This window comes from Streptomyces sp. NPDC019937, from assembly GCF_040631655.1.
Lineage (GTDB): Bacteria > Actinomycetota > Actinomycetes > Streptomycetales > Streptomycetaceae > Streptomyces.
Genome location: NZ_JBEYAL010000007.1, coordinates 141,698 through 163,394 on the forward strand (window position 1 = coordinate 141,698; position 21,697 = coordinate 163,394).

At 72.1% G+C, this 21,697-nt stretch carries 20 protein-coding genes and 1 pseudogene; 11 read left to right on the plus strand and 10 right to left on the minus strand.

The annotated features are described in order from the left end of the window. The first annotated feature begins 179 nt into the window (after nucleotides 1-179). Together ABZ562_RS09005 and ABZ562_RS09010 are read left to right on the plus strand one after the other, a co-directional pair. On the plus strand, nucleotides 180-782 hold the full coding sequence (locus ABZ562_RS09005; RefSeq protein ID WP_361475778.1) for a 2'-5' RNA ligase family protein: 603 nt from the start codon (nucleotides 180-182) through the stop codon (nucleotides 780-782). 143 nt (nucleotides 783-925) lie between these two features. Next, on the plus strand, nucleotides 926-1,957 hold the full coding sequence (locus ABZ562_RS09010) for a YihY/virulence factor BrkB family protein (RefSeq protein WP_361475780.1): 1,032 nt from the start codon (nucleotides 926-928) through the stop codon (nucleotides 1,955-1,957). A 41-nt stretch (nucleotides 1,958-1,998) separates the two neighbouring features. Here ABZ562_RS09010 and ABZ562_RS09015 read toward each other — a convergent pair whose 3' ends face one another. Beyond that, complete coding sequence (locus ABZ562_RS09015) at nucleotides 1,999-3,420, minus strand: D-alanyl-D-alanine carboxypeptidase (RefSeq protein WP_361475782.1); 1,422 nt, start codon at nucleotides 3,418-3,420, stop codon at nucleotides 1,999-2,001. On the opposite strand from ABZ562_RS09015, the gene ABZ562_RS09020 reads away from it, so the two are divergent. Beyond that, complete coding sequence (locus tag ABZ562_RS09020; protein WP_361475784.1) at nucleotides 3,359-3,610, plus strand: hypothetical protein; 252 nt, start codon at nucleotides 3,359-3,361, stop codon at nucleotides 3,608-3,610. The genes ABZ562_RS09015 and ABZ562_RS09020 overlap by 62 nt on opposite strands. A 100-nt stretch (nucleotides 3,611-3,710) precedes the next feature. Further along, nucleotides 3,711-5,037 (plus strand): annotated as a pseudogene (locus ABZ562_RS09025) (metallophosphoesterase). Between the two features lie 32 nt (nucleotides 5,038-5,069). On the opposite strand, the gene ABZ562_RS09030 reads toward ABZ562_RS09025, so the two are convergent. The 6 genes from ABZ562_RS09030 to ABZ562_RS09055 all read right to left on the minus strand — a co-directional run bounded on the left by ABZ562_RS09030 (nucleotide 5,070) and on the right by ABZ562_RS09055 (nucleotide 10,905). After that, complete coding sequence (locus ABZ562_RS09030; protein ID WP_361475786.1) at nucleotides 5,070-6,521, minus strand: serine/threonine-protein kinase; 1,452 nt, start codon at nucleotides 6,519-6,521, stop codon at nucleotides 5,070-5,072. 197 nt (nucleotides 6,522-6,718) lie between these two features. Then, nucleotides 6,719-7,492 carry a succinate dehydrogenase iron-sulfur subunit gene (locus tag ABZ562_RS09035; protein WP_361475788.1) on the minus strand — a complete coding sequence of 258 codons (774 nt, stop codon included), beginning with the start codon at nucleotides 7,490-7,492 and terminating at the stop codon, nucleotides 6,719-6,721. Next, nucleotides 7,492-9,246, minus strand: coding sequence for a succinate dehydrogenase flavoprotein subunit (gene sdhA, locus ABZ562_RS09040; RefSeq protein WP_361475790.1), 1,755 nt, complete (start codon nucleotides 9,244-9,246; stop codon nucleotides 7,492-7,494). The genes ABZ562_RS09035 and sdhA overlap by 1 nt, the downstream gene beginning before the upstream one ends. Before the next feature lie 24 nt (nucleotides 9,247-9,270). Then, nucleotides 9,271-9,741 carry a succinate dehydrogenase hydrophobic membrane anchor subunit gene (locus ABZ562_RS09045; protein WP_055546828.1) on the minus strand — a complete coding sequence of 157 codons (471 nt, stop codon included), beginning with the start codon at nucleotides 9,739-9,741 and terminating at the stop codon, nucleotides 9,271-9,273. 5 nt (nucleotides 9,742-9,746) lie between these two features. Beyond that, a complete protein-coding gene (gene sdhC, locus ABZ562_RS09050; protein ID WP_079038149.1) occupies nucleotides 9,747-10,127 on the minus strand; it encodes a succinate dehydrogenase, cytochrome b556 subunit in 381 nt (126 codons plus the stop codon). A 157-nt stretch (nucleotides 10,128-10,284) separates the two neighbouring features. Further along, a complete protein-coding gene (locus ABZ562_RS09055; protein WP_361475792.1) occupies nucleotides 10,285-10,905 on the minus strand; it encodes a 2-oxo-4-hydroxy-4-carboxy-5-ureidoimidazoline decarboxylase in 621 nt (206 codons plus the stop codon). Nucleotides 10,906-11,110: 205 nt separating this feature from the next. Between ABZ562_RS09055 and ABZ562_RS09060 the strand changes: the two genes are divergently transcribed. From ABZ562_RS09060 to ABZ562_RS09075, 4 genes are all read left to right on the plus strand, one after another. Further along, a complete protein-coding gene (locus ABZ562_RS09060; protein ID WP_361475794.1) occupies nucleotides 11,111-12,763 on the plus strand; it encodes a glycoside hydrolase family 20 protein in 1,653 nt (550 codons plus the stop codon). Between the two features lie 343 nt (nucleotides 12,764-13,106). Beyond that, the gene (locus tag ABZ562_RS09065) at nucleotides 13,107-14,144 is read left to right on the plus strand and encodes a DUF4328 domain-containing protein (RefSeq protein WP_361475796.1); all 1,038 of its coding nucleotides are present in this window, start codon (nucleotides 13,107-13,109) and stop codon (nucleotides 14,142-14,144) included. A 54-nt stretch (nucleotides 14,145-14,198) separates the two neighbouring features. Then, nucleotides 14,199-14,843 carry an RNA polymerase sigma factor gene (locus tag ABZ562_RS09070; protein ID WP_361476017.1) on the plus strand — a complete coding sequence of 215 codons (645 nt, stop codon included), beginning with the start codon at nucleotides 14,199-14,201 and terminating at the stop codon, nucleotides 14,841-14,843. Next, nucleotides 14,843-16,036 carry a hypothetical protein gene (locus ABZ562_RS09075; RefSeq protein WP_361475798.1) on the plus strand — a complete coding sequence of 398 codons (1,194 nt, stop codon included), beginning with the start codon at nucleotides 14,843-14,845 and terminating at the stop codon, nucleotides 16,034-16,036. Before ABZ562_RS09070 ends, ABZ562_RS09075 begins: the two co-directional genes overlap by 1 nt. Before the next feature lie 194 nt (nucleotides 16,037-16,230). On the opposite strand, the gene ABZ562_RS09080 is transcribed toward ABZ562_RS09075, so the two are convergent. Further along, a complete protein-coding gene (locus tag ABZ562_RS09080) occupies nucleotides 16,231-17,139 on the minus strand; it encodes a L,D-transpeptidase family protein (RefSeq protein WP_361475800.1) in 909 nt (302 codons plus the stop codon). 133 nt (nucleotides 17,140-17,272) lie between these two features. On the opposite strand from ABZ562_RS09080, the gene ABZ562_RS09085 reads away from it, so the two are divergent. Continuing rightward, nucleotides 17,273-18,856 carry a methylmalonyl-CoA mutase family protein gene (locus ABZ562_RS09085; RefSeq protein ID WP_361475802.1) on the plus strand — a complete coding sequence of 528 codons (1,584 nt, stop codon included), beginning with the start codon at nucleotides 17,273-17,275 and terminating at the stop codon, nucleotides 18,854-18,856. Between the two features lie 48 nt (nucleotides 18,857-18,904). Further along, on the plus strand, nucleotides 18,905-19,117 hold the full coding sequence (locus ABZ562_RS09090) for a hypothetical protein (protein ID WP_055546847.1): 213 nt from the start codon (nucleotides 18,905-18,907) through the stop codon (nucleotides 19,115-19,117). A gap of 16 nt (nucleotides 19,118-19,133) precedes the next feature. Here the strand turns inward: ABZ562_RS09090 and ABZ562_RS09095 are convergent, their stop codons facing one another. Together ABZ562_RS09095 and ABZ562_RS09100 are read right to left on the minus strand one after the other, a co-directional pair. After that, nucleotides 19,134-19,844, minus strand: coding sequence for a phenylalanine--tRNA ligase beta subunit-related protein (locus ABZ562_RS09095; RefSeq protein ID WP_361475804.1), 711 nt, complete (start codon nucleotides 19,842-19,844; stop codon nucleotides 19,134-19,136). A gap of 52 nt (nucleotides 19,845-19,896) precedes the next feature. After that, complete coding sequence (locus ABZ562_RS09100; protein ID WP_361475806.1) at nucleotides 19,897-20,034, minus strand: SCO1431 family membrane protein; 138 nt, start codon at nucleotides 20,032-20,034, stop codon at nucleotides 19,897-19,899. A gap of 211 nt (nucleotides 20,035-20,245) precedes the next feature. Between ABZ562_RS09100 and ABZ562_RS09105 the strand changes: the two genes are divergently transcribed. Beyond that, the gene (locus ABZ562_RS09105) at nucleotides 20,246-21,655 is read left to right on the plus strand and encodes an amidase (protein WP_361475808.1); all 1,410 of its coding nucleotides are present in this window, start codon (nucleotides 20,246-20,248) and stop codon (nucleotides 21,653-21,655) included. Nucleotides 21,656-21,697 lie beyond the last annotated feature (42 nt).

The window sequence follows — 21,697 nt, forward strand, 5'->3', positions numbered from 1 at the left end:
GGCGCCGCCTCGGCGGCCGCCGACGGAGTGTACCGCTTTCCGCCCCTGACCAGGGGGTTCTTCGGCCCGTGCGCCGAAGAATCGAGGAATCCAGCCGCGAAGGCGGCACAGCCGCCACACTGGCATCGGTGCAGCGGACTGAAGCCCAGCAGCCCGGGAGGGCCAGGAGGGAGAACGCAGTGGGGACCGTAACGCTCGGCGTTTCGATCGCGGTCCCGGAGCCGTACGGCAGCTTCCTCCAGGAGCGGCGCGCGGGCTTCGGGGACCCGGCCGCTCATGGCATCCCCACGCATGTCACCCTCCTCCCGCCGACCGAGGTCGAGGCCGCGGCGCTGCCCGCCGTCGAGGACCATCTGGCCCAGGTCGCGGCCGAGGGACGGGCTTTCCCGATGCGGCTGGCGGGGACGGGCACCTTCCGTCCGCTCTCGCCCGTCGTCTTCGTCCAGGTCGTCGAAGGCGCGGACGAGTGCATGGTGCTGCAGGAGCGGATCCGGGCTGCGCACGGGCCGTGCGCCCGTGAGCTGCAGTTCCCGTACCACCCGCACGTCACCGTCGCGCACGGCATCGACGAGGACGCGATGGACCGGGCGTTCGCGGAGCTGCAGGACTTCGAGGCGGCCTGGACGATCAACGGCTTCGCGCTGTACGAGCAGGGGGCGGACGGGGTGTGGCGGCTCGACCGCGAATACCCCTTCGGTTCGGGCGAACCGTCGGAGGGGGGCTCCCCCCTGGTGCCCCGTCAGGTCGATCTCACCCGCCCGGCCACCCCCTCCCCCTGGTGAGCCCCGCTGAGCCCTGGCAGCTCCGGGCGTGCGCCTCGGCCGAAAGGGCGCTCGGCGAAGTGGAGTAACGGAGTCGTGGAGTAGCGGAGAAACGGGAACCCGCCGCCGAGGAGTAAAAATCGGCGGAAGGGTAGTTGTTGATCATGGATTGGCTGACCCGGTTGCCGCTCATCGGCCCCGCCCTCGCCCGGGTGATGCGCACCCACGCCTGGCGTTCCTACGAACGGCTGGAACGCGTCCACTGGACCCGCCTGGCCGCCGCGATCACCTTCATCAGCTTTCTGGCCTTCTTCCCCCTCGTCACCGTGGGAGCGGCCGTCGGCGCCGCGACGCTCACCGACTCGCAGATGCATCAGCTGCAGCGGAAGCTCGCCCAGCAGATCCCCGGCATCTCCGGTCAGCTCGATCTGAGCGGTCTCATCCAGAACGCCGGGACCATCGGGATCGTCGCGGGTGCCCTGTTGCTGTTCACCGGCATCGGGTGGGTGGGCTCGCTGCGCGAATGCCTGCGCGCCGTCTGGGAGCTGGACGAGGACCCCGGCAGCAATCCCGTGGTGCGCAAGCTCAAGGACGGGCTGGTGCTCATCGGCCTGGGCGGCGTCGCCGTCGGCTCGTTCGCCATCTCGACGCTCGCCGTCACCGTCGTCAACCGGGTGACGCAGCTCCTCCACATCCCCGAGTACGGGGTGGGCGGCTGGCTGCTGCGCATCGCCGCGTTCCTGATCGCTGTCGCGGCCGACTTCCTGCTGCTGTGCTACGTCCTGACCTGGCTGCCCAGGGTCGAGCCGTCGCGCCGGAGGGTCGTGGTCGCGGCGCTCATCGGCGCGATCGGCTTCGAACTGCTGAAGCTGCTGCTGAGCAGTTATCTGCAAGGGGTGGCGGCCAAGAGCATGTACGGGGCGTTCGGCGTGCCCATCGCGCTGCTGCTGTGGATCAACTTCACCGCGAAGCTCACGCTCTACTGCGCCGCCTGGACCGCCACCGGATCGGCTGCCGAAGAGCTGGGCGAGGAGAAGGAGCCGGAGAAGGAGCCGGAGAAGGGGAAGGGGCCGGAGAAGGAGCCGGAGAAGGGGAAGGGGAAGGAAAAGGGGGCCGGTGAGAAGACCGCCGAATCCGATACGGACACGCTCGGGCCGAACGGCCGGGCCGAAGGGCCCGGCCGCTCGGCGGCCTGACGACTCGTCCGTCGTACGGCGCCCGGGGCGGGCGCCCTCCGTCAGCCCCGGCGCGGCCAGCGGCGGTGCACCGCGTACGCCACCGCGCCCAGCACGGCCAGCGAACCGGCCGCGATCCCGGCCGCCGTCCACATGCCGCCGGAGGCAGCGCCGCCCGAGACGGCCGCCTGGGCGTGCTCGTGCCCCTTCTTCGCGCCGCCCGCCGAGGCATTGCTCTGGTCCAGGCCCGCCGGACCGGGGCGGACGAGGGTGCCGACCGGATTCACCGAGTCCGCCGCCTTGAATCCCCAGTCGAGCAGCTTCGCCGTCTCCTTGTAGACCCCGTAGGGCTCCGCCTTCTGCGGGTTCATGACCGTGACCAACAGCACCCGCTTGCCGCGCTGGGCCACACCGGTGAAGGTGGAGCCCGCCTTGCTCGTATAGCCGTTCTTGACCCCCGCCAGCCCCTTGTAGGGCTTGACGTCGATGCCGGTCAGCAGGCGGTCGGTGTTCTGGATCCCGAAGCTCATGCGGACCTTCTTGCCCTTTTTGTCCTTTTTGTATTCCCCCGGGAACTGAGCGGTCGCCGTCGAGCAGTACTCCCGGAAGTCCGCCTTCTGCAGCCCGGACCGGGCGAACAGCGTGAGGTCGTACGCGCTGCTGTACTGGCCGTCCTCGTCATAACCGTCCGGCGTGACGACGTGCGTGTCCAGCGCGTTCAGCTGCTTGGCGTGCGCCTGCATGTCCCGCACGGTCGCCGGGACGCCGCCGTTCATCGCGGACAGCACGTGCACCGCGTCGTTGCCCGAGCGCAGGAAGACGCCCAGCCACAGGTCGTGCACCGTGTAGCTCAGGTTCTCCTTCACGCCGACCAGGCTGCTGCCCGCGCCCATCCCGGCCAGGTCGGACATCCGCACCGTGTGCTTCTGCGTCTTGGGGAACTTCGGCAGCACCGTGTCCGCGAACAGCATCTTCAGCGTGCTCGCGGGAGGCAGCTGCCAGTGGGCGTTGTGCGAGGCCAGCACAGCGCCCGACTCGGCGTCGGCCACCATCCAGGACTTACCGCTCAGGTCCCTCGGCAGCGCGGGCGCGCCCCGCTTCGGATCCACCTGGGTGCCGGGGCGGCCGAGCCGCGCCCCGCCCACCGTGGACATCCGGGCGGGAGGCTGCGCTGCCTCGGCTCCCTGGGCGCTGCCCGGGTCGTCGGCGGCGAGCGCGGGGGAGGTGGACAGCAGGGTGGACAGCAACAGTGCGGCGGTGATGGCCAGCGGCGCGGCGGCGCCTCGCGACGGGAAGGTGTTCGAAGAGATCGGCACGTCTGTGAACGTACCCGCAGCCGCGCCGGACGGCGAAAGCACCGCCGTCTTCCGGGTGGTGGACCCCCGCGTGGAGGTACGGGCGGGGGTATCCATACTGGAGACCATGAAGCTCAGCCGCCCCGTGTCCTGGTTCCTGCTCGCCTTCGGGGTCTGGAGCTGGGTCATCTGGTTCACCTTTGTCAAGAACTTGTGGAAGGACGCCAGCGGACTCGCTTTCGACGACGCCGGCGACCCCACCGCGTACTTTTGGGTGCACCTGCTCCTCGCGATTACGTCCTTTCTCCTGGGGACGGCCATCGGGGTGATCGGGTTGCGCGGACTGCGCGCTCTGCGCCGAGATGACGCCGAAGAGTAGCCGTCCAGATCGCCGCACAGCCGCAAGCCGCACAGAGCCGCAAGCCGCACGCAAGCCGCACAGTCGCATAGCCGCATAGCCGCATAGGGGAGGACCGGGGATGGTCGTGCTCTTCGTCCTGATCGCACTGGCCGTCGTCGGTCTGCTCGTCGGCGTGCACTGGTACGTGTGGCGGCGGCTGGTCCGCGACACCACGGCGCCCGGCGGACGGGCACGCCGTACGGGCACGGCGGCGGCCTTCGCGCTCCCGCTGATCAGCGTCGGGGCCCTGGTCGCGGGGCGTACGGGGGGTGCCCTTCCCGGTCCAGCGGGTGCTCGCCTGGCCGGGGTATCTGTGGCTCGCGCTGCTGCTGTATCTGACCCTGGCCCTGCTGGTCGGCGAGGCGGTACGCCCCCTCCTGAGCGCCTGGCTGAAGCGCCGCGCCACCGCCGGAACCGCCCCCGCCCCGGCCCCCGCGCCCGCCTCCCCTCCCGCGCCCGCCCCGGCCCCGGTGCCCGCGGCCGCGCCGGGAGGTGCGGCCGCCATGACGATGGAGGCGCCCGAGGCGCCCGAGACACCCGAGGCGCCCGAGACACCCGAGAGCCCCGAACCGGTCCGTACGCCGTCGCGGCGGCTGTTCGTCGCACGGACCGTGGCCGCGGGCGCCACCGCGGCGGCCGCCGGGACGGTCGGGTACGGGACGTACACCGTGCTGCGCGGCCCGCGGGTCAGGCGGGTCACCGTGCCGCTCGCCAAGCTGCCGCGCCGCGCGCACGGCTTCCGGATCGCCGTCGTCAGCGACATCCACCTCGGCCCGGTCCTCGGCCGCTCGCACACCCGGCGCGTCGTCGAGACGATCAACCGCACGAACCCCGACCTCATCGCCGTCGTCGGCGACCTCGTGGACGGCAGCGTCGCGGACCTCGGCCCGGCCGCCGAGCCGCTGCGCGGGCTGCGCGGCCGGCTCGGGAGCTTCTTCGTCACCGGGAACCACGAGTACTTCTCCGGCGCCCGGGAGTGGGTCGACCACGTCCGCGAACTCGGCGTCCGTCCCCTGGAGAACGAGCGCGTCGAGCTGCCCTGGTTCGACCTCGCCGGGGTCGACGACGTGGCGGGCGAGGACGAGGGGCAGGGGCCCGACTTCGAGCGGGCGCTCGGCGGCCGCGACCGGGCGCGGGCGTCCGTCCTGCTCGCCCATCAGCCGGTGGTGATCGACGACGCGGTCGAGCGCGGCGTCGACCTCCAGCTGTCCGGCCACACGCACGGCGGGCAGCTGTGGCCCGGCAACTACGTCGCGGAGCTGGCCAACCCCACCGTGGCGGGGCTGGAGCGGTACGGCGACACCCAGCTCTACGTCACCCGCGGCGCGGGCGCCTGGGGCCCGCCGGTGCGGGTCGGCGCGCCGCCGGACGTCACCGTCGTCGAGCTGGCCTCGACCCGCGCCTGATCAGTAGCGAGCTGGCCGTACGAGCGGGCCTTCTACGAGCCCTCCTTCGTGTCCTTCGAGCCCTTGGTCTGCTCGAACGAACCGAGGAAGATCCCGAGGGCCTGCTTGTTCTCCTTGGCGTTCCAGTCGTCCGCCGGTGTCGTCCACCGGATGGAGAAGCCCCGGCCGTCGCCGACCAGGAAGCCGCGGCCGAAGGTGCGCAGGTGCTCCTTCCCGACCGCGGTGGTCCACTGCATGTCGGCGGCCTTCCAGCCGCGGTAGTCGACCCGGCGGATGTCGTCGATCCGCTGGAAGCCGGGGTAGAGCTTCTCGATCGTCGGGATCAGGCGCTTCCAGCCGTCGACGGGGTCCTGTTCGGGGCCCTTCCCGAAGGTCACCACCAGATTGCGGTCGTCGCCCTCGGCGGTGAACTTGATGTGGAAGCGGGAGCCGCTCTCGACCTGCTTCCAGCCCTTGGGGAGGTCGATGGAGAACCCGCCCGAATCGCTGGTGTAGCGGTAGTAGCCGGACGGCGGCGGGTCGTCGGGGCCGGGGTAGGCGCCGCCGCCGGAGCCGGCGGGCGGGGGAGCGGACGAGGAAGGCGGGGGCTGGCCGGGGGCGGACGACCCGGGCGGGGCCGAGTCCCCCGGGGTGGAGGGCGGCGGGTCCTCGCGCGGCAGGCTCGGGGCGGCCCCGCCCGGTGGTGGGGCGGAGGGGGAGGTGTCGGAGGCGCGGTCGTCGCCTCCGGTCAGGCCGCTGGTGGTGACCAGGGCCAGCACGGAGGCCGCCGTTCCGAGGACCAGGGTCGCGATGGCCAGCGCGAGCGGGCCGGCTCTGCGGCCCCCGCGCCCGTCGCCGCGCCTGTCGCCGTTCCCGCTCCCGCGCCCGTCGCCGTTCCCGCCACCGCGCCGCGCAGAGGGGAACCACGCCTCGTAGGTGTTGCGCAGCCACGGCATGCGCGGCGCGGCACGGATCGCTACGGGCTCGCCCTCGTTGAGGATGCGCTCCAGTGCGCGCCGTACGACCGGTGCGGTCAGCCGCTCCCGCGGATCGTCGCGCAGCAGCCCGTGGATCACCTGGACCAGCGGTCCGGCGTGCGGCGGGGGCGGCACGGGCTCCTCGCGGATGACCCGCAGCGTCTCCTCCGGTGAGTCCCGGCCCCGGTGCGGCGGGCGGCCCTCGACCATGGCGAACAGGACCGCGCCCAGCGCCCACAGGTCGGACGCGGCGCAGGCGCCGGTGCCGCGCGCCTGCTCGGGGGAGGCGTACGCGGGGTCGGTGACCTGCCGCGACGGCTCGGCGCCGACATGGCCGAAACCGGAGAGGACGACCTCGCCGTCCGAGCGCAGCAGGACCCGCGCGGGGCTGATGTCACCGTGCACGATGCCCGCGCGATGGGCGGAGTCGAGGACGGCGAGCAGTTGCAGCCCGATGCGGGTGGCGCGCACCGGATCCAGCCCGCCGCGCCATGCGAGTTCATCACTTAACGGGCGGCTGTCGCTCATGGGCCGGCCGATTCGTTCCTCAGCGCCGCGCTCCTGCGTGCCGGTCACGCTTTCACCCCTTGATGAACGTGCCCCATCCACCCTCTTCCCCAGGAGGTACGTCGGGGTCGCGGCGGGCGTTCAACGGGCGTGAAAACGCGGCGGGCCCGCCCCCGGGCAAAGGGGGCGGGCCCGTCACGAGCAGACCTGCGGGCGGCTCAGAAGCGACGCGTGATCAGCGCGCGCTTCACCTCCTGGATGGCCTTGGTGACCTCGATGCCACGCGGGCACGCGTCGGTGCAGTTGAAGGTGGTGCGGCAGCGCCAGACGCCGTCCTTGTCGTTCAGGATCTCCAGCCGCTGCTCACCGCCCTCGTCGCGCGAGTCGAAGATGAAGCGGTGCGCGTTGACGATCGCCGCCGGGCCGAAGTACTGGCCGTCGTTCCAGAACACCGGGCACGAGGAGGTGCACGCGGCGCACAGGATGCACTTGGTGGTGTCGTCGAAGCGCTCGCGGTCCTCGGCGGACTGCAGGCGCTCCCGCGTCGGCTCGTTGCCCGTCGTGATCAGGAAGGGCATCACATCGCGGTAGGCCTGGAAGAACGGGTCCATGTCCACGACCAGGTCCTTGAGGACCGTGAGGCCCTTGATGGCCTCGACCGTGATGGGCTTCTCCGGGTTGATGTCCTTGATCAGCGTCTTGCAGGCCAGCCGGTTGCGGCCGTTGATCCGCATGGCGTCGGAGCCGCAGATGCCGTGGGCGCAGGAACGGCGGAAGGTCAGGGTGCCGTCGTGGTCCCACTTGATCTTGTGGAGGCCGTCGAGGACGCGCTCCTTGGGATCGATGTCGAGCTGGAAGTCCTCCCAGTACGACTCGGCCGCGACCTCCGGGTTGAAGCGCCGGATCCGGAAGGTGACCGTGATCGTGTGCGCGGCGGTGGCGTCGGCCGGCTCCGGGGCCTTGTCGGACTTCTCAAGCGTGGGGGTGCTCATCAGTACTTACGCTCCATCGGCTGGTAGCGGGTCTGCACGACCGGCTTGTAGTCGAGGCGGATGGACTCGGAGCCGTCCGCGCCCACCTCTCGGTACGCCATGGTGTGCCGCATGAAGTTGACGTCGTCGCGGTTCGGGTAGTCCTCGCGGTAGTGGCCGCCGCGCGACTCCTTGCGGGCCAGCGCGGAGATGGCCATGACCTCGGCCAGGTCGAGCAGGTTGCCCAGCTCGATGGCCTCCAGCAGGTCGGTGTTGAACCGCTTGCCCTTGTCCTGGACGGAGCAGTTCTTGTAGCGCTCGCGCAGGCTGCCGATCTCCTCGACGGCCTCCTTGAGCGTCTGCTCGGTGCGGAAGACCATGACGTTCTTGTCCATGGTCTCCTGCAGCGCCCGGCGCACCTCGGTGACCCGCTCGGTGCCGGTGGCGTCGCGCAGGTTCTCGACCTGGTCGCGGACGAACCCGGCCGGGTCCTCGGGGAGCTCGACGAAGTCGGCCGTGGCGGCGTACTCGGCGGCGGCGATGCCCGCGCGGCGGCCGAACACGTTGATGTCGAGCAGCGAGTTGGTGCCCAGCCGGTTGGCGCCGTGCACGGACACGCACGCGACCTCGCCCGCGGCGTAGAGCCCCGGCACGACGGTGTCGTTGTCGGAGAGCACCTCGCCCTCGACGTTGGTCGGGATGCCGCCCATCGTGTAGTGCGCGGTCGGCTGGATCGGGATCGGGTCGGTGTACGGCTCGATGCCCAGGTAGGTGCGCGCGAACTCGGTGATGTCCGGCAGCTTGGCGTCCAGCTGCTCCGGCGGCAGGTGGGTCAGGTCGAGGAAGACGTGGTCGCCCTCGGGACCGCAGCCGCGGCCTTCGCGGATCTCCGTGTAGATGGAGCGGGAGACCACGTCGCGGGAGGCGAGGTCCTTCATGACCGGCGCGTACTTCTCCATGAAGCGCTCGCCGTCCTTGTTGCGGAGGATGCCGCCCTCACCGCGGGCGCCCTCCGTCAGCAGGATGCCCATGCGCCAGATGCCGGTCGGGTGGAACTGGAAGAACTCCATGTCCTCCAGCGGCAGCCCGCGCCGGTAGGCGACCGCCTGGCCGTCACCGGTGAGGGTGTGGGCGTTGGAGGTCACCTTGAAGAACTTGCCGCAGCCGCCGGAGGCGAAGACGACGGCCTTCGCCTGGAAGACGTGCAGCTCGCCGGTGGCCAGCTCGTACGCCACGACACCCGCGGTGCGCTTGACCCCGTCGACCTCGGTCATCAGGAGGTCCAGGACGTAGAACTCGTTGTAGAACTCCACGCCCTCCTTGACGCAGTTCTGGTACAGCGTCTGGAGGATCATGTGGCCGGTGCGGTCCGAGGCGTAGCAGGACCGGCGGACCGGGGCCTCGCCGTGGTTACGACTGTGGCCGCCGAAGCGGCGCTGGTCGATCGTGCCGTCCGGGGTCCGGTTGAACGGCAGGCCCATCTTCTCCAGGTCGAGGACCGAGTCGATGGCCTCCTTCGCCAGGATCTCGGCGGCGTCCTGGTCGACCAGGTAGTCGCCGCCCTTGATCGTGTCGAAGGTGTGCCACTCCCAGTTGTCCTCCTCGACGTTCGCGAGGGCGGCGGCCATGCCGCCCTGGGCGGCGCCGGTGTGGGAGCGGGTGGGGTACAGCTTGGTGAGCACCGCCGTACGGCTGCGCTTGGTCGACTCGATGGCCGCGCGCATGCCGGCGCCGCCGGCGCCCACGATGACGGTGTCGTACTTGTGGATCTTCATGAGTGGATACCTCAGCCCCGGGGCCTAGCGGATGTTCGGGTCGAAGGTGAAGATCACCAGAGTGCCGAGCACGATGGTGAATCCGGCCGCCGTGTACAGCAGCCCCTTCAGCCACAGGCGGGTGTTGTCCCGCTCCGCGTAGTCGTTGATGATCGTGCGCAGGCCGTTCGCGCCGTGCAGCGTGGCGAGCCACAGCATGATCAGATCCCATGCCTGCCAGAACGGGGAGGCCCACCGGCCGGCCACGAAGGCGAAGCCGATCTTGGTGACACCGCCGTCCAGCACCAGCTGGATCAGCAGATGGCCCAGGACGAGGACGACCAGCACGATGCCGGACAGGCGCATGAAGAGCCAGCCGTACATCTCGAAGTTGGTACGGGTCGTCTTGGGCGTCTTACGGGTACGGGCCCGCGGCGGCTCGATGACCGGGGCCGGGTGGTCCACGTCGTACGCGCTGACCGCGTCGGTCGACGGGTTGGTGGTCTCGGCGGACATGTGCGTCAGCTCCCGAACAGTGTGCGCAGCGTGTGCTGCAGGACCGGGTAGAAGGCACCGGCCATGAGCACGACCCAGATACCGACGACGGACCACAGCATCTGCCGCTGGTACTTCGGGCCCTTCGACCAGAAGTCCACGGCGATGACGCGCAGGCCGTTGAGGGCGTGGAACAGGATGGCGGCCACCAGGCCGTACTCCATCACGTTCACGATGGGCGTCTTGTACGTGGCGACCACGTCGTCGTAGGCCTCGGGGGACACACGGACGAGCGAAGTGTCCAGGACATGCACGAACAGGAAGAAGAAGATGAGGACGCCGGTGACTCGATGAGCCACCCAGGACCACATTCCTTCCCGGCCGCGGTACAGCGTTCCAGCCGGCACGGAAAACCCTCCGGAAGCGGGGACTGGGGCCTGCCGGCTTGACTGTCGGTCGGGCCCGGCCGGGTACGGTCCACCGGCCCTGGCCATCGTAGCGACGTGCTGTCGGAGGGTTCGCGCGGGGGGCTCAGGTGTGATCAAAGAAGCACGGGTGGGCAGCTCACGCCGGGCGGAACCGGGCGATATCCGGCATGGGCGCGCCCGGCGCCGCCAGCCGGGTGAGCCGCCCACGGGCGATGCGGCGCAGCTCCTCGGCGGCGTTGATCCGCTCCTCCTCGGGCTCGTTCCCCAGTCGGTCCCGGATTCCGGTCAGCAGCCGGTCCAGTGTCTCGTCGGGGGCCAGCCCGTCCAGGCAGATCACGAAGGCGTGACCGAAGCGCTGCTCGTACGCGGCGTGCGCGGCGCGTAACGCGGTGTGCGCGGCCAGTGAGCCGACGCCGGGCTCGGCGGGCAGCGGATGGCCGGTCATGGACTCGTCGGCCAGCGCCTCGGCGAGATCGGCGGGGTTGAGGTCGTAGCTCGCCTCGTCCCCGGCGGCCAGCAGTGCGCCGAGATCGGGATACGGGCGGTGGTCCGCGATCAGCCGGGCCCAGCGGCGGCTGCCGCAGCAGCAGAGCAGCGCCGCCTCGGCGGCGCCGGCGGTCATGCGGTTGAGCCGGTCGAGGCCGTCGGTGCCGCTGGGCCTGGGACGGGGTCCGGGGCCGGACCGGGGGCTGGACCCGGGGCTGGACCGTGGGCTGGACCTGGACAGCGTGGACTCCTTGGGCGCGCGGGGACACACGGGGCGTGCGGGACGCACAGGGCGCGTGGGGGAGGTGTGCTGGGGTTGCGAGCAGTACACGGTAACGATGTGAAGAGGCCAGTGTGGCGGAGAGAGCGTAAATTCACTCGTAGGGGGACGTTTTGTGGCGTGAAGTAGACAGGAGCGTGACAGACAGGAGCGTGACGGAGACAGCAGTGCCGCCCCGACCCAGGAGGTGCGCGCCATGGGGTTGCCCGTCAGAGCCGCCAAGGCGGCCATCCTCCGCGGCGGCGTCGCCGGTGCCGCCGCGACCGTCGTCCTGATCGGCCTCGGCTGCCAGCAGACGCAGTCCACGCACCACGGCACGGCCTCCCCCAGGGCGCCGACCCTCCCCACGCGGCAGCACACCACCGGCTCCCCGGCGGCCACCCGCACCACCGCGGCGCCCACCACCACCCCGCCGCCCTCCGCCGCGCCCCGCACGATCCCCTCCGTCCGCGCGTTCACGCCGCGGTCCGGACCCGGCTGGAAGCCCGGCACAAACAGCCGGGTGGTCGCCGATCTCAGGGGCCCGCTGGCCGACGAGGCCCGCATGATCGCCGGGGAGCTGGGGCTGCACACCGCCTCCGGCGCCCCGCACCGCGGTGATCTGTCCCTCGCCGTCGTGGCCGGTCAGGGCGGCGGCACCGAGGGGTACACGCTCACCGTCCGCAAGGGCAGCGCCCGCGTGACCGGCCCGTCCACCGCGGGTGTCTTCTACGGCACCCGGACCGTGAAACAGGCCCTGGCTTCCGGCGGCAAGCTCCCCGAGGGCGTCATCCACGACCGCCCCGACCGCCCCCAGCGCGGGCTGAACCTGGACATCGCGCGCAAGTTCTACACCGCCGGATGGATCGAGGCGCGGCTGCGCGAGATGGCCGACCTCAAGCTCAACCAGCTGGGCCTGCACTTCTCGGACGACCAGGCATTTCGTATCCAAAGCGATACCCACCCCGAGATCGTCTCCGCGCGGCACCTCACCAAGGCCCAGGTCCGGCAGATCGTCGCGCTCGCACAGCGGCTGCACATCACCGTCGTGCCCGAGATCGACTCGCCCGGCCACCTCGGCGCGGTGATCCGGCAGCACCCGGAGCTGCAGCTGCGCAACGCGGGCGGCACCTCCTTCCAGGGCGACGTGGACATCTCCAAGCCGGCTTCCGCCCGGATCGTGGACCAGCTGATGCGCGAATACGCTCCCCTCTTCCCCGGCCGCTACTGGCATCTGGGCGCCGACGAGTACCTGGCGCTCACCGTCAAGAACCCCGAGGCCTCGTTCCCGCAGCTCGTCGCCGCAGCGCAGCGCAAGTACGGCTCGAAGGCCACGGTCCAGGACCTGGCCACCGGCTGGCTGAACGACCGGGCGGCGGTCGCCCGCTCGCTCGGCAAGGAGCCCAAGGCGTGGAACGACGGCTTCTTCACCGGCGGCGTGATCTCCCCCGACAAGAACATCCAGGTCGAGTACTGGACCGGCCGCACCAAATGGCCCGCCCGGCCGCCCGTGGAGTATCTGCGCGAGGGCCGGAACGTGGTGAACCTCAACTCCGAGTACCTCTACTACGTGCTCGGCGAGCCCAACGGCTTCTCTTACCCCACCGGCAAGCGCATCTACGACGAATGGACTCCCGGCACCCTGCGCGGGACCCAGCCCATCTCCGACAAAAAGCTGACCGGCCCGAGCCGCGTCCTCGGCGCCCGCTTCGCGGTCTGGTCCGATCAGCCCGGCGCCCAGACCGAGCAGCAGGTCGCCAAGGGCATCCGGCTGCCGCTCGCCGCGCTCTCCCAGCGCCTGTGGAACCCCGGAAACCCCCCGCTGACCTGGTCCGCCTTCACCCGTCTCGCCGACCGGCTGGGGGTCTGAGCAGCACGGGAGCGGTCGGGAAGGCACGCGAGAAAGCGGCGTGAGGGGGTGGGCGCGGAGGGACGGCCGGGGCCGCCACCCCCCACAGGAGAGGCCCCGACCGCCGTCCAGCGTGGGCCGGTGAAGGCCCTTGCTCCTTATAGCGTCGCACGCTTCGGATACGTCACACCCGCCGTGGACCCGAAACCTGACCGTTACGGGCGCGCCGGGCGGGTCCATGCCCTGGGCCGACTCTGGACGGGACCGGTCGGATGCCCGTAACGTGCAGGTCCGCGCTGTGGGCGCGGTCAGATTATTTTCTCGCGTGGTTCCGATCGGGCCACGTCCCCAGGGGGATCAAGAAATGTATCCGTGCGGGAACTGCCGCGCCGTCGCCGTCGGTCCCGACGGTCGCTGCGCGGCGTGCGGCACCTATCAGCAGCAGCTGCAGCAGCATCCGGCCCCGGCCGCCGGGCCCGGGGGCTATCCCGCCGCCCCGCCGATGGGCATGCCGACCGGCGGCGTCGACCTGCGCCGCGGGCTGTCCACCACGCTCACCGTGCTGTTCGCCCTGATGATCCCCACGCTGATCCTGGTCACGATCGGGCGCGGGGGCCAGTACGGGGTCGTCTCGGACATGCTCGACAACACCAGCGACGTGACCGTCGACGACGCCAACGACGCCGACAACTTCTATCTGGGCATGTCGGTCCTCAACGCCCTGGTCACCATCCCGGCCACGATCGTGTGGGCCATCTGGTTCCGGCGGCTGCGGCTGAACGCCGAGGCGTTCGCGCCCGGCCAGCACCGGATGAGCCCCGGCTGGGCCGCCGGGTCCTGGTTCACCCCCGTGGTGAACCTCTGGTTCCCCAAGCAGATCGCCAACGACATCTGGCGTGCCAGCTCCCCCCAGGGACCGCACCGGGTCAACCGTGCGCTGCTCAACGGCTGGTGGGTGACGCTGCTGGTCTCGATCGGCGTCGGCCTGGTGGGAAGCATGCAGTACACGGCCGCCGACACGAGGCTGACGCAGATGGAGCACGGCGACATCAGCGGCATCGGCGAGGTGCGCGACGTGATCGAGGACATGAAGTCGGCCCTCGGCATCAGCATCTTCGCGATGGTGATCACGATCGCCGCCGCGATCCTCGCCCTGCTGCTGGTCCGTCAGATCACCGCCATGCAGGAGCAGCGCGCCGCGCTGCCGCCGCAGATGGCACCGATGGGCCCGATGGGCGGTGGCCCGATGGGCGGTGCGCCCGGCACCCCGGGCGGCCCGTCGCCGTACGGCGCGCCCGGCCCGTCCCCGTACGGCGGGTCCCCGTACGGCGGCGCCCCGCAGACGCCCCCGGCCATGCCGCAGAACCCGCCCGGGACGTACCCTCCCTACGGTCAGGGCTAGCCCACCGCGACGCCATCGCGGACCTCAGATCTCCGAGTGGGGCAGGAAGAGAGCGTGCAGGGGGACGACGCGGAACTCACCGCCGCCGTGTGTGCGGCACAAGGTGGGGACGAGACCGCCTTCCGGACCGTGTACCGGTGCGTCCACCCCCGCCTGCTCGGATACGTGCGCACCCTGGTCGGCGACGCCGACGCGGAGGACATCACCTCCGAGGCGTGGCTGCAGATAGCCCGCGACCTCGGGCGGTTCGACGGGGACGCCGACCGGTTCCGCGGCTGGGCCGCCCGCATCGCCCGCAACCGCGCCCTCGACCACATACGGATGCGCGGCCGGCGCCCGGTCATCGGCGGTGACGAGACCGAGCTGGAGACCCGGGCGTCCGAGGCCGACACCGCCGGAGAGGCACTGGAAGCCCTCGGCACCGGCCGCGCGCTCAACCTCATCGCCCAGCTCCCGCAGGACCAGGCGGAGGCGGTGGTGCTGCGCGTGGTCCTCGGCCTGGACGCCAAGAGCGCGGCCGCGGTGCTCGGCAAGCGCCCGGGCGCGGTACGGACCGCCGCCCACCGCGGTCTGCGGCGGCTGGCCGATCTGCTCGGTGACACGCCCGTGCTCGACGGGATACCCGGGCAGCGCGAGACGGGGGTGGCCAGGTCCGCGGGTGTGACGGAATCAGGCGCGCCAACGCAGAAAGACATGTGATGGCCGACGACCACCGCTACAGCTGGCTGGATGACAAGGCCGCGGAGCGGCTGCTTCGCGGTGAACCGGTCGAGGGGCGGCACGGCACCCCCGACGACCGGAGCGATCGGCCGCACGCCGAAGCGGAACGGCTGGCGGCCGTGCTCGGCGCCGTGGCCCAGATGGCCCGCCGCCCGGACGGCGCGGCCCCCGATGACACGGCCCCGCTCCCCGGCGAGGAGGCGGCGGTGGCCGCGTTCCGCGCCGCGCGGGCCAAGCCGACGGTGGTTCCGATGTCGGCGGAAGGCCAGGTCGGCGCCGAGTCGACGCGCATAGCGCGATCGGACGAGGCCGCCGCTGCCCCCGCCGCGCGCCGGACCGGATGGCGCGGGCTGCGCCGTCCGCTGCGCGCGGGCATGGTGGCCGCGGTGGCGGCCTGCACGCTCAGCGGCTTCGCGGTCGCGGCGGCGGCCGGTGTGCTGCCGTTCGGGCACGGCGACGGCACCCCCGGCCCCGGCGCGAGCGTGTCGGACACCGGCCCCGGCGCCGGGGAGTCGGCGCGGCCGGAGATCTCCGGGGGCGGCGGTTCGTCCACGGCGCCCGACGACACCGGCGGCGGCACCTCGGAGGGCCCCCAGGGCCGGGGCGTACCGGGCGGCGACGAGGGCCACGGCAAGGACAAGCACGGCAAGCACAAGGGGCATGGCAAGCACGGCAAGGGGGAGAAGGGCGCCCCCGGGGCCCGGAAGACCGGCACCGGGCGGGGCAACGGCGAGGGTCAGCGGGCCATGGGCGCCTGCCGCCGCTACCTCGCGGCGGAGGCCGGTACCGGACCGGCCGTCGGCAAGAACGCGCTGAACAAGCTCACGCGAGCGGCGGGCAGCCGCTCCGGCATCCATGACTACTGCGTGCGGCTCGTCGGCGCCGACACCGTTCCGCGCAGCGGCACCAACGGCACGGACGATTCCGGGGGCGGCGACGACGGGTCCTCCCACCCCGCGCCCCCACCGCCCTCCGGCACGCCCTCCGGAGACGACGGCGGCACGCCGAGCCCGGAACCCACCACATCCGGCACCTCGTCGCACACCCTGTCCGGCACCCCGTCCGGCAGCGCGTCCGGCAGCGCCACCGGCAGCCACGCCGGCAGTGCTTCCGGCAGCCCCTCCGCGCAGCAGTCCGAGCCCACGAAACCCGCGAAATCCGGCGCTCCCTGAGGGGTCCCGGATCCAGGTGTGACGTTTTTTTCAGGGGGGACGCAGTAAGAAACGGGCCGACTGGTCATCGGCCGCGCGAGAGCCGAGGTTCCCCCCGTACCGACGGCTCCGCGCATCGGCGCGGGCAGAGCACGTTCCCCCGGCTCTGCCCGCGCCACTTTCTTCGCTTTCTTCGCGGCGGCGTACAGCGGCGCCTACTTGTAGACCACGACCTTGTCGCCCGCCTTCACCTGATCGAAGACCGCGGCGATCTTCTTCTTGTCGCGGACGTTCACACATCCGTGCGACGCGCCGCTGTAGCCCCGGGCGGCGAAGTCGGCCGAGTAGTGCACGGCCTGGCCGCCGCTGAAGAACATCGCGTACGGCATCGGCGTGTGATAGATCGTCGAGACGTGGTTCCGGCTCTTGAAGTTGACCTGGAACAGCCCCTCCCGGGTCGGCGTGTACTGCGAGCCGAACCGCACGTCCATGGCCGACACGACCCGGCCGTCGATCATCCACGCCAGCGTCCGGCTGCCCTTGCTGATGCACAGCACCCGCCCGGTCAGGCACCGCGAGTCCGGCTTGGCCAGGGGGTTGGTGGTCGGCGGGTACAGCTCGTCGCGGGTGGGCGCGGTGGTGCGGGACCGCAGGGACGTCCAGGTGCGGCCGTCCACCGAGCCGGTGGCCGCCAGGCCGCGGGCGCGCTGGTACGAGGCGACCGACGCGCGGGTCACCGTGCCGAAGTAGCCGGTCGGGTTGCGGCCGAAGTGCCCGAGCCGGTGCAGCCGCGCCTGGAGTTCGCGCACCCGCTCGCCGCTGCTACCGAAGGCGACGACGGGCGGGGCCACCCGCGGCGCGGTGCGCGGCTTCGCCGCCACCCGGGTGCGCGGCGGGGCGGCCCGGTGCGGCGTGGCCCGCGGGGTGTGGGTGAACGTGCGGTGCGGGCGCGGCGCGGCTGCCGGGGCGCGGGGTGCCGCGCCCGCCGTGCTCGCGCCCGCCCGTGGCTCCGCTCTGGTATGTCGCTGTCCGTCCAGGGTCACCGCCTCGCCCCGGCAGCCCGCCACGAGGGCCGCCGCGGCGGCCGTGGCGAGCGCGGTGCGGACGACCGATCTTCCGTGCATACATCCCCCTCTTCGCCGGTTCGTCGCCCGGAATGTTGCCCGGGGCTGCCGTGCGGTGAACATCGGCGCATGCTGTGAAGAAGGCCCTGAATGGGTACAAGGGCAGATATAAGCCACCAGAAGACAGGGGCGCATGGTGCGCGAGTCGGAGTCGGGATTCCCGATCGAGCCGGTGTACGGACCCGGTCGTGACCATGGCGAACGGGGCCGTGTGGGGGAGCCCGGCGCGTACCCCTTCACCCGTGGCGTCTATCCGTCGATGTACACCGGCCGTCCGTGGACGATGCGTCAGTACGCCGGGTTCGGCACCGCCGCCGAGTCCAACGCCCGCTACCGGCAGCTGATCGAGCACGGCACCACCGGGCTGTCGGTCGCGTTCGACCTGCCCACCCAGATGGGCTACGACTCCGACGCGGCGCTCGCGCACGGCGAGGTCGGCAAGGTGGGCGTCGCCATCGACTCGGTCGAGGACATGCGGATCCTGTTCGACGGCATCCCGCTCGACCAGGTCTCGACCTCGATGACGATCAACGCGCCCGCCGCGCTGCTGCTGCTCCTGTACCAACTCGTCGCCGAGGAGCAGGGGGTGCCGGGGGACCGGCTCACCGGCACCATCCAGAACGACGTCCTCAAGGAGTACATCGCGCGCGGCACGTACATCTTCCCGCCCGCGCCGTCGCTGCGGCTCACCGCGGACATCTTCCAGTACTGCCGGGCCGAGCTGCCCAGGTGGAACACGATCTCGATCTCCGGCTATCACATGGCCGAGGCCGGTGCCTCGCCCGCGCAGGAGATCGCCTTCACGCTCGCGGACGGCATCGCGTACGTCCGCACCGCCCTCGCGGCGGGCATGGGCGTGGACGACTTCGCGCCGCGCCTGTCCTTCTTCTTCGTCTCCCGTACGACGCTCCTCGAAGAGGTCGCCAAGTTCCGCGCCGCGCGCCGGATCTGGGCGCGGGTGATGCGCGAGGAGTTCGGAGCGCGCGATCCGAAGTCGCAGATGCTGCGCTTCCACACCCAGACCGCGGGCGTCCAGCTCACCGCCCAGCAGCCCGAGGTGAACCTGGTCCGGGTCGCCGTCCAGGGGCTGGCGGCGGTCCTCGGCGGCACCCAGTCGCTGCACACCAACGCCTTCGACGAGGCCATCGCCCTGCCCACCGCCACCTCGGCCCGGCTCGCGCTGCGCACCCAGCAGGTGCTGGCGTACGAGACGGATGTGACGGCGACCGTCGATCCGTTCGCGGGCTCGTACGCGGTGGAGGCGCTGACCGACGCCGTCGAGGAGGCGGCGGTGGACCTGATGCGCCGGGTCGAGGACCTGGGCGGCGCCGTGGCCGCCATCGAACGGGGCTTCCAGAAGGACGAGATCGAGCGCAACGCGTACCGCGTCGCCCGCGAACAGGAGGCGGGGGAGCGGGTGGTGGTCGGCGTGAACCGGTTCCGGATCGACGCGGAGGAGCCGTACGAACCGCTGCGCGTGGACCCGGCCATCGAGGAGCGCCAGCGCGACCGGCTCGCCCGGCTGCGCGCCGACCGGGACCGGGCGGGCGTGGGGGCGGCGCTGTCGGCGCTGAAGAAGGCGGCCGGGAGCGAGCCGGGGACGGCCAATGTGCTCTACCCGATGAAGGACGCGCTCGCGGCGCGGGCCACGCTCGGCGAGGTGTGCGACGCGCTGCGGGAGGTGTGGGGCACGTACGTCCCGGCTGACGCGCGCTGAGGCCTTCGGGGTGGTCGTGGCGCCGGGCGGGTGAGCGACACTGGGGTCATGTCTGCTCCCCGCCGCACCTGTCCGGTCTGCACCCGTGAGATCGCGGTGGTCGGTGGGCGCTTCGCCCGCCACGACCCGCCGGGCCGCCGCTCCGACTACGAGCTGGTCTCGTGCCCGGGGTCGCGGCGGATCGCGCCGCTGCTGACCACGCCGCCGAAGCTGTTCGGCGGGGACGAGCCGCCGACGCCGGGACAGCAGCCGCTGTTCTGAGCGCTCCCGGCGCGGGTCAGCTCACCAGCCGGGAGGCGATCTCCACCCCGGGGCTGGACTCCGCCAGCGCCTCGCCGAGCCGGTCGCCGGCCGCCGTCAGCGCGGCGTCGTCCATAGGCCCGAGCGCGTCGAGGACGAACATGGCCCGGGTGGTGGTGTGGGTGAGCCGGGTGCGGACGCACTGCCGCCAGTTCCAGCGGCGGCAGGTGACGCCCGCGTCGTCCCGCCACACCACCTCACCCGGCGCGGGGTGCTCCACGGCGGGCTCGCCGCTCGCCGTCGTCTCGAACACCTCGTCCCCCGTGGCGCGCACCAGCCGGGCCGCGCCGGTGTAGTGGTCGAGGTCCTCGCCGCCCAGCGGGAGCACATGGCCGACCGAGATCGCGTTGTAGAGGTCGGTCAGCCGGTCCACCCGGGGCAGTCCGGCGTCCAGCCGGCGCAGCAGCGCCTCCGCGCTGGGCCGGGTGCGCTTGGGCTTCGCCCCGAAGGCGCGGAACGCCTCGTGCCAGGCGGCCAGATGCGGATGCTCCTGCACCGGCCCGTCCCCGAACCGCTCCCGGGCCTCCGTCTCGGCGGCGGACAGCCACTTCTCGCTCAGCTCGTCGCTGGGCCCGGGGCGCAGGCCGTCGGCGGTGATGAGCAGCGCGCGGTAATCGGGGCGCAGGGCGTGTACGGCGGGGTCGATGGTGGCGGATGCGAGCCAGTGGGATGCGGTGGACGTCGTCATGGAGTCTACTATGGCATACGGGCCAGTTCAGCTCTTTGTACCGGGTGACCGGCTAGAACAGGCCGAGCTGTACGGCGAACATCGCCATGGCGATGGCGAGGGCCCACCCCATGGCGTGCTCCATCAGCTTGTCGTGTCCGGAGCCGGAGGGGCCGCCGGTGCGGGCGCGGCGGACGGCGATGTCGGTCATGCGGGTCGTCCTTGCTGCTCGGAGGGGATCAGGTGCTTGGAGAGGATCGGGCTGCTTGGAGATGCTCGGGAGGATGGTGATGATGGTGAGGAAACGGGCAGCCACTGTTGCCCAGGGTGCGCGGGTTCTCCTCTCCGGGTAAAGAGGGAGTGGGCTAACTCACCCAGGTGTTCGAGCGAGTCCGGGCGGGTCCGAGCGAGGAGGTCCATCGTTGACCAGCGTCATTCCCAAGGGGCTGGGCCAGCAGGTCAGGGCGCTGGCCGACGGTGAGGTGACCTCGCAGGCGCTGGTCGAGCAGGCGCTGCGGCGCATCGCCGGGACCCAGGCCACCCTCAACGCCTTCCGGCGCGTGCGGGCCGAGGCCGCGCTGCGCGAGGCCGCCGACGCCGACCGGCGGCTGGCGGACGGCGAGCGGCTGCCGCTCCTCGGGGTGCCCATCGCGGTGAAGGACGATACGGATGTGGCGGGCGAGCCGACCGCCTTCGGCTGCTGCGGCGACTTTCCGGCCAAGACGGAGGACGGCGAGGCGGTGCGGCGGCTGCGGGCGGCCGGGGCCGTGATCGTCGGCAAGACGAACACGCCCGAGCTGGGCCAGTGGCCCTTCACCGAGGGCCCCGCCTTCGGCGACACCCGTAACCCCTGGAGCCTCGCCCACACCCCCGGCGGCTCCTCCGGTGGCGCCGCGGCCGCCGTCGCCGCCGGGCTGGTCCCCGCCGCGCTCGGCTCGGACGGCGCGGGGTCGGTCCGTATCCCGGCCGCCTGGACCCATCTCGTCGGCATCAAACCGCAGCGCGGCCGGATCTCCACCTGGCCGGACGCCGAGTCGTTCAACGGCATCACCTGCAACGGCCCCCTCGCCCGCACCGTCGCCGACGCCGCCCTGCTGCTGCACGCGGCCAGCGGCAACCGCGACGGGGACCTGCACTGCCCGGATCCGGTCGACGTGCTGGCCGCCCCGGGCCGCGACCCGGGGCGGATGCGGATCGCCCTGTCGTTCAAGTCCGCCTTCACGGGCACGCCGAAAAGCCTGGACCCGGCCGTCCGCGCCGCCGTGACCGCCCTCGCCGAACGGCTCGCCGCCCTCGGCCACGAGGTCGAGGAGGCCGAGCCGCGCTACGGCGCCGTCGGGCTCTCCTTCCTGCCCCGCGCCACGGGGGGCCTGTGCGAATGGGCGGGTCGCGTTCCCGATCCGCTGCTGCTGGACGTGCGCACCCGCGCCGCCGCCCGCAACGGCCGCCTCCTGCGCGGCACCCTGCGGCTGGCCCGCGCCGCCGAGGAACCCCTGCGGCGCCGGGTCGGCGCCATCTTCCGGCGGTACGACGTCGTCCTCTCCCCGACGACCGCCGCCCCGCCCCTGGCGATCGGCGCCATGGCCCGGCTGTCCGGCTGGCACACCGACCGGGCCATGATCGCGGCCTGCCCGTACGCCTGGCCCTGGAACGTGCTGGGCTGGCCCGCCGTCAACGTCCCGGCGGGCTTCGCCGACCCCGCCGCCACCCTCCCCCTGGGCGCCCAGCTCCTGGGCCCGGCCTGCAGCGAGCCGCAGCTGATCTCCCTGGCCGCGCAGTTGGAGGCCGACCAGCGGTGGTACGAGCGCTGGCCCTCGGCCTTCTCGTCGTAAGCCTTCCCCCTAAAACTGAAACGCATTGTATCTTTGCCATGC

Coding starts and splice junctions, on each gene's coding strand:
- ABZ562_RS09010 (WP_361475780.1), top strand. CDS start 926: ATGGATTGGCTGACCCGGTTGCCGCTCATCGGCCCCGCCCTCGCCCGG.
- ABZ562_RS09020 (WP_361475784.1), top strand. CDS start 3,359: ATGAAGCTCAGCCGCCCCGTGTCCTGGTTCCTGCTCGCCTTCGGGGTC.
- ABZ562_RS09015 (WP_361475782.1), bottom strand. CDS start 3,420: ATGACCCAGCTCCAGACCCCGAAGGCGAGCAGGAACCAGGACACGGGG.
- ABZ562_RS09030 (WP_361475786.1), bottom strand. CDS start 6,521: ATGAGCGACAGCCGCCCGTTAAGTGATGAACTCGCATGGCGCGGCGGG.
- ABZ562_RS09035 (WP_361475788.1), bottom strand. CDS start 7,492: ATGAGCACCCCCACGCTTGAGAAGTCCGACAAGGCCCCGGAGCCGGCC.
- sdhA (WP_361475790.1), bottom strand. CDS start 9,246: ATGAAGATCCACAAGTACGACACCGTCATCGTGGGCGCCGGCGGCGCC.
- ABZ562_RS09045 (WP_055546828.1), bottom strand. CDS start 9,741: ATGTCCGCCGAGACCACCAACCCGTCGACCGACGCGGTCAGCGCGTAC.
- ABZ562_RS09060 (WP_361475794.1), top strand. CDS start 11,111: ATGGGGTTGCCCGTCAGAGCCGCCAAGGCGGCCATCCTCCGCGGCGGC.
- ABZ562_RS09065 (WP_361475796.1), top strand. CDS start 13,107: ATGTATCCGTGCGGGAACTGCCGCGCCGTCGCCGTCGGTCCCGACGGT.
- ABZ562_RS09075 (WP_361475798.1), top strand. CDS start 14,843: ATGGCCGACGACCACCGCTACAGCTGGCTGGATGACAAGGCCGCGGAG.
- ABZ562_RS09080 (WP_361475800.1), bottom strand. CDS start 17,139: ATGCACGGAAGATCGGTCGTCCGCACCGCGCTCGCCACGGCCGCCGCG.
- ABZ562_RS09085 (WP_361475802.1), top strand. CDS start 17,273: ATGGTGCGCGAGTCGGAGTCGGGATTCCCGATCGAGCCGGTGTACGGA.
- ABZ562_RS09090 (WP_055546847.1), top strand. CDS start 18,905: ATGTCTGCTCCCCGCCGCACCTGTCCGGTCTGCACCCGTGAGATCGCG.
- ABZ562_RS09095 (WP_361475804.1), bottom strand. CDS start 19,844: ATGACGACGTCCACCGCATCCCACTGGCTCGCATCCGCCACCATCGAC.
- ABZ562_RS09100 (WP_361475806.1), bottom strand. CDS start 20,034: ATGACCGACATCGCCGTCCGCCGCGCCCGCACCGGCGGCCCCTCCGGC.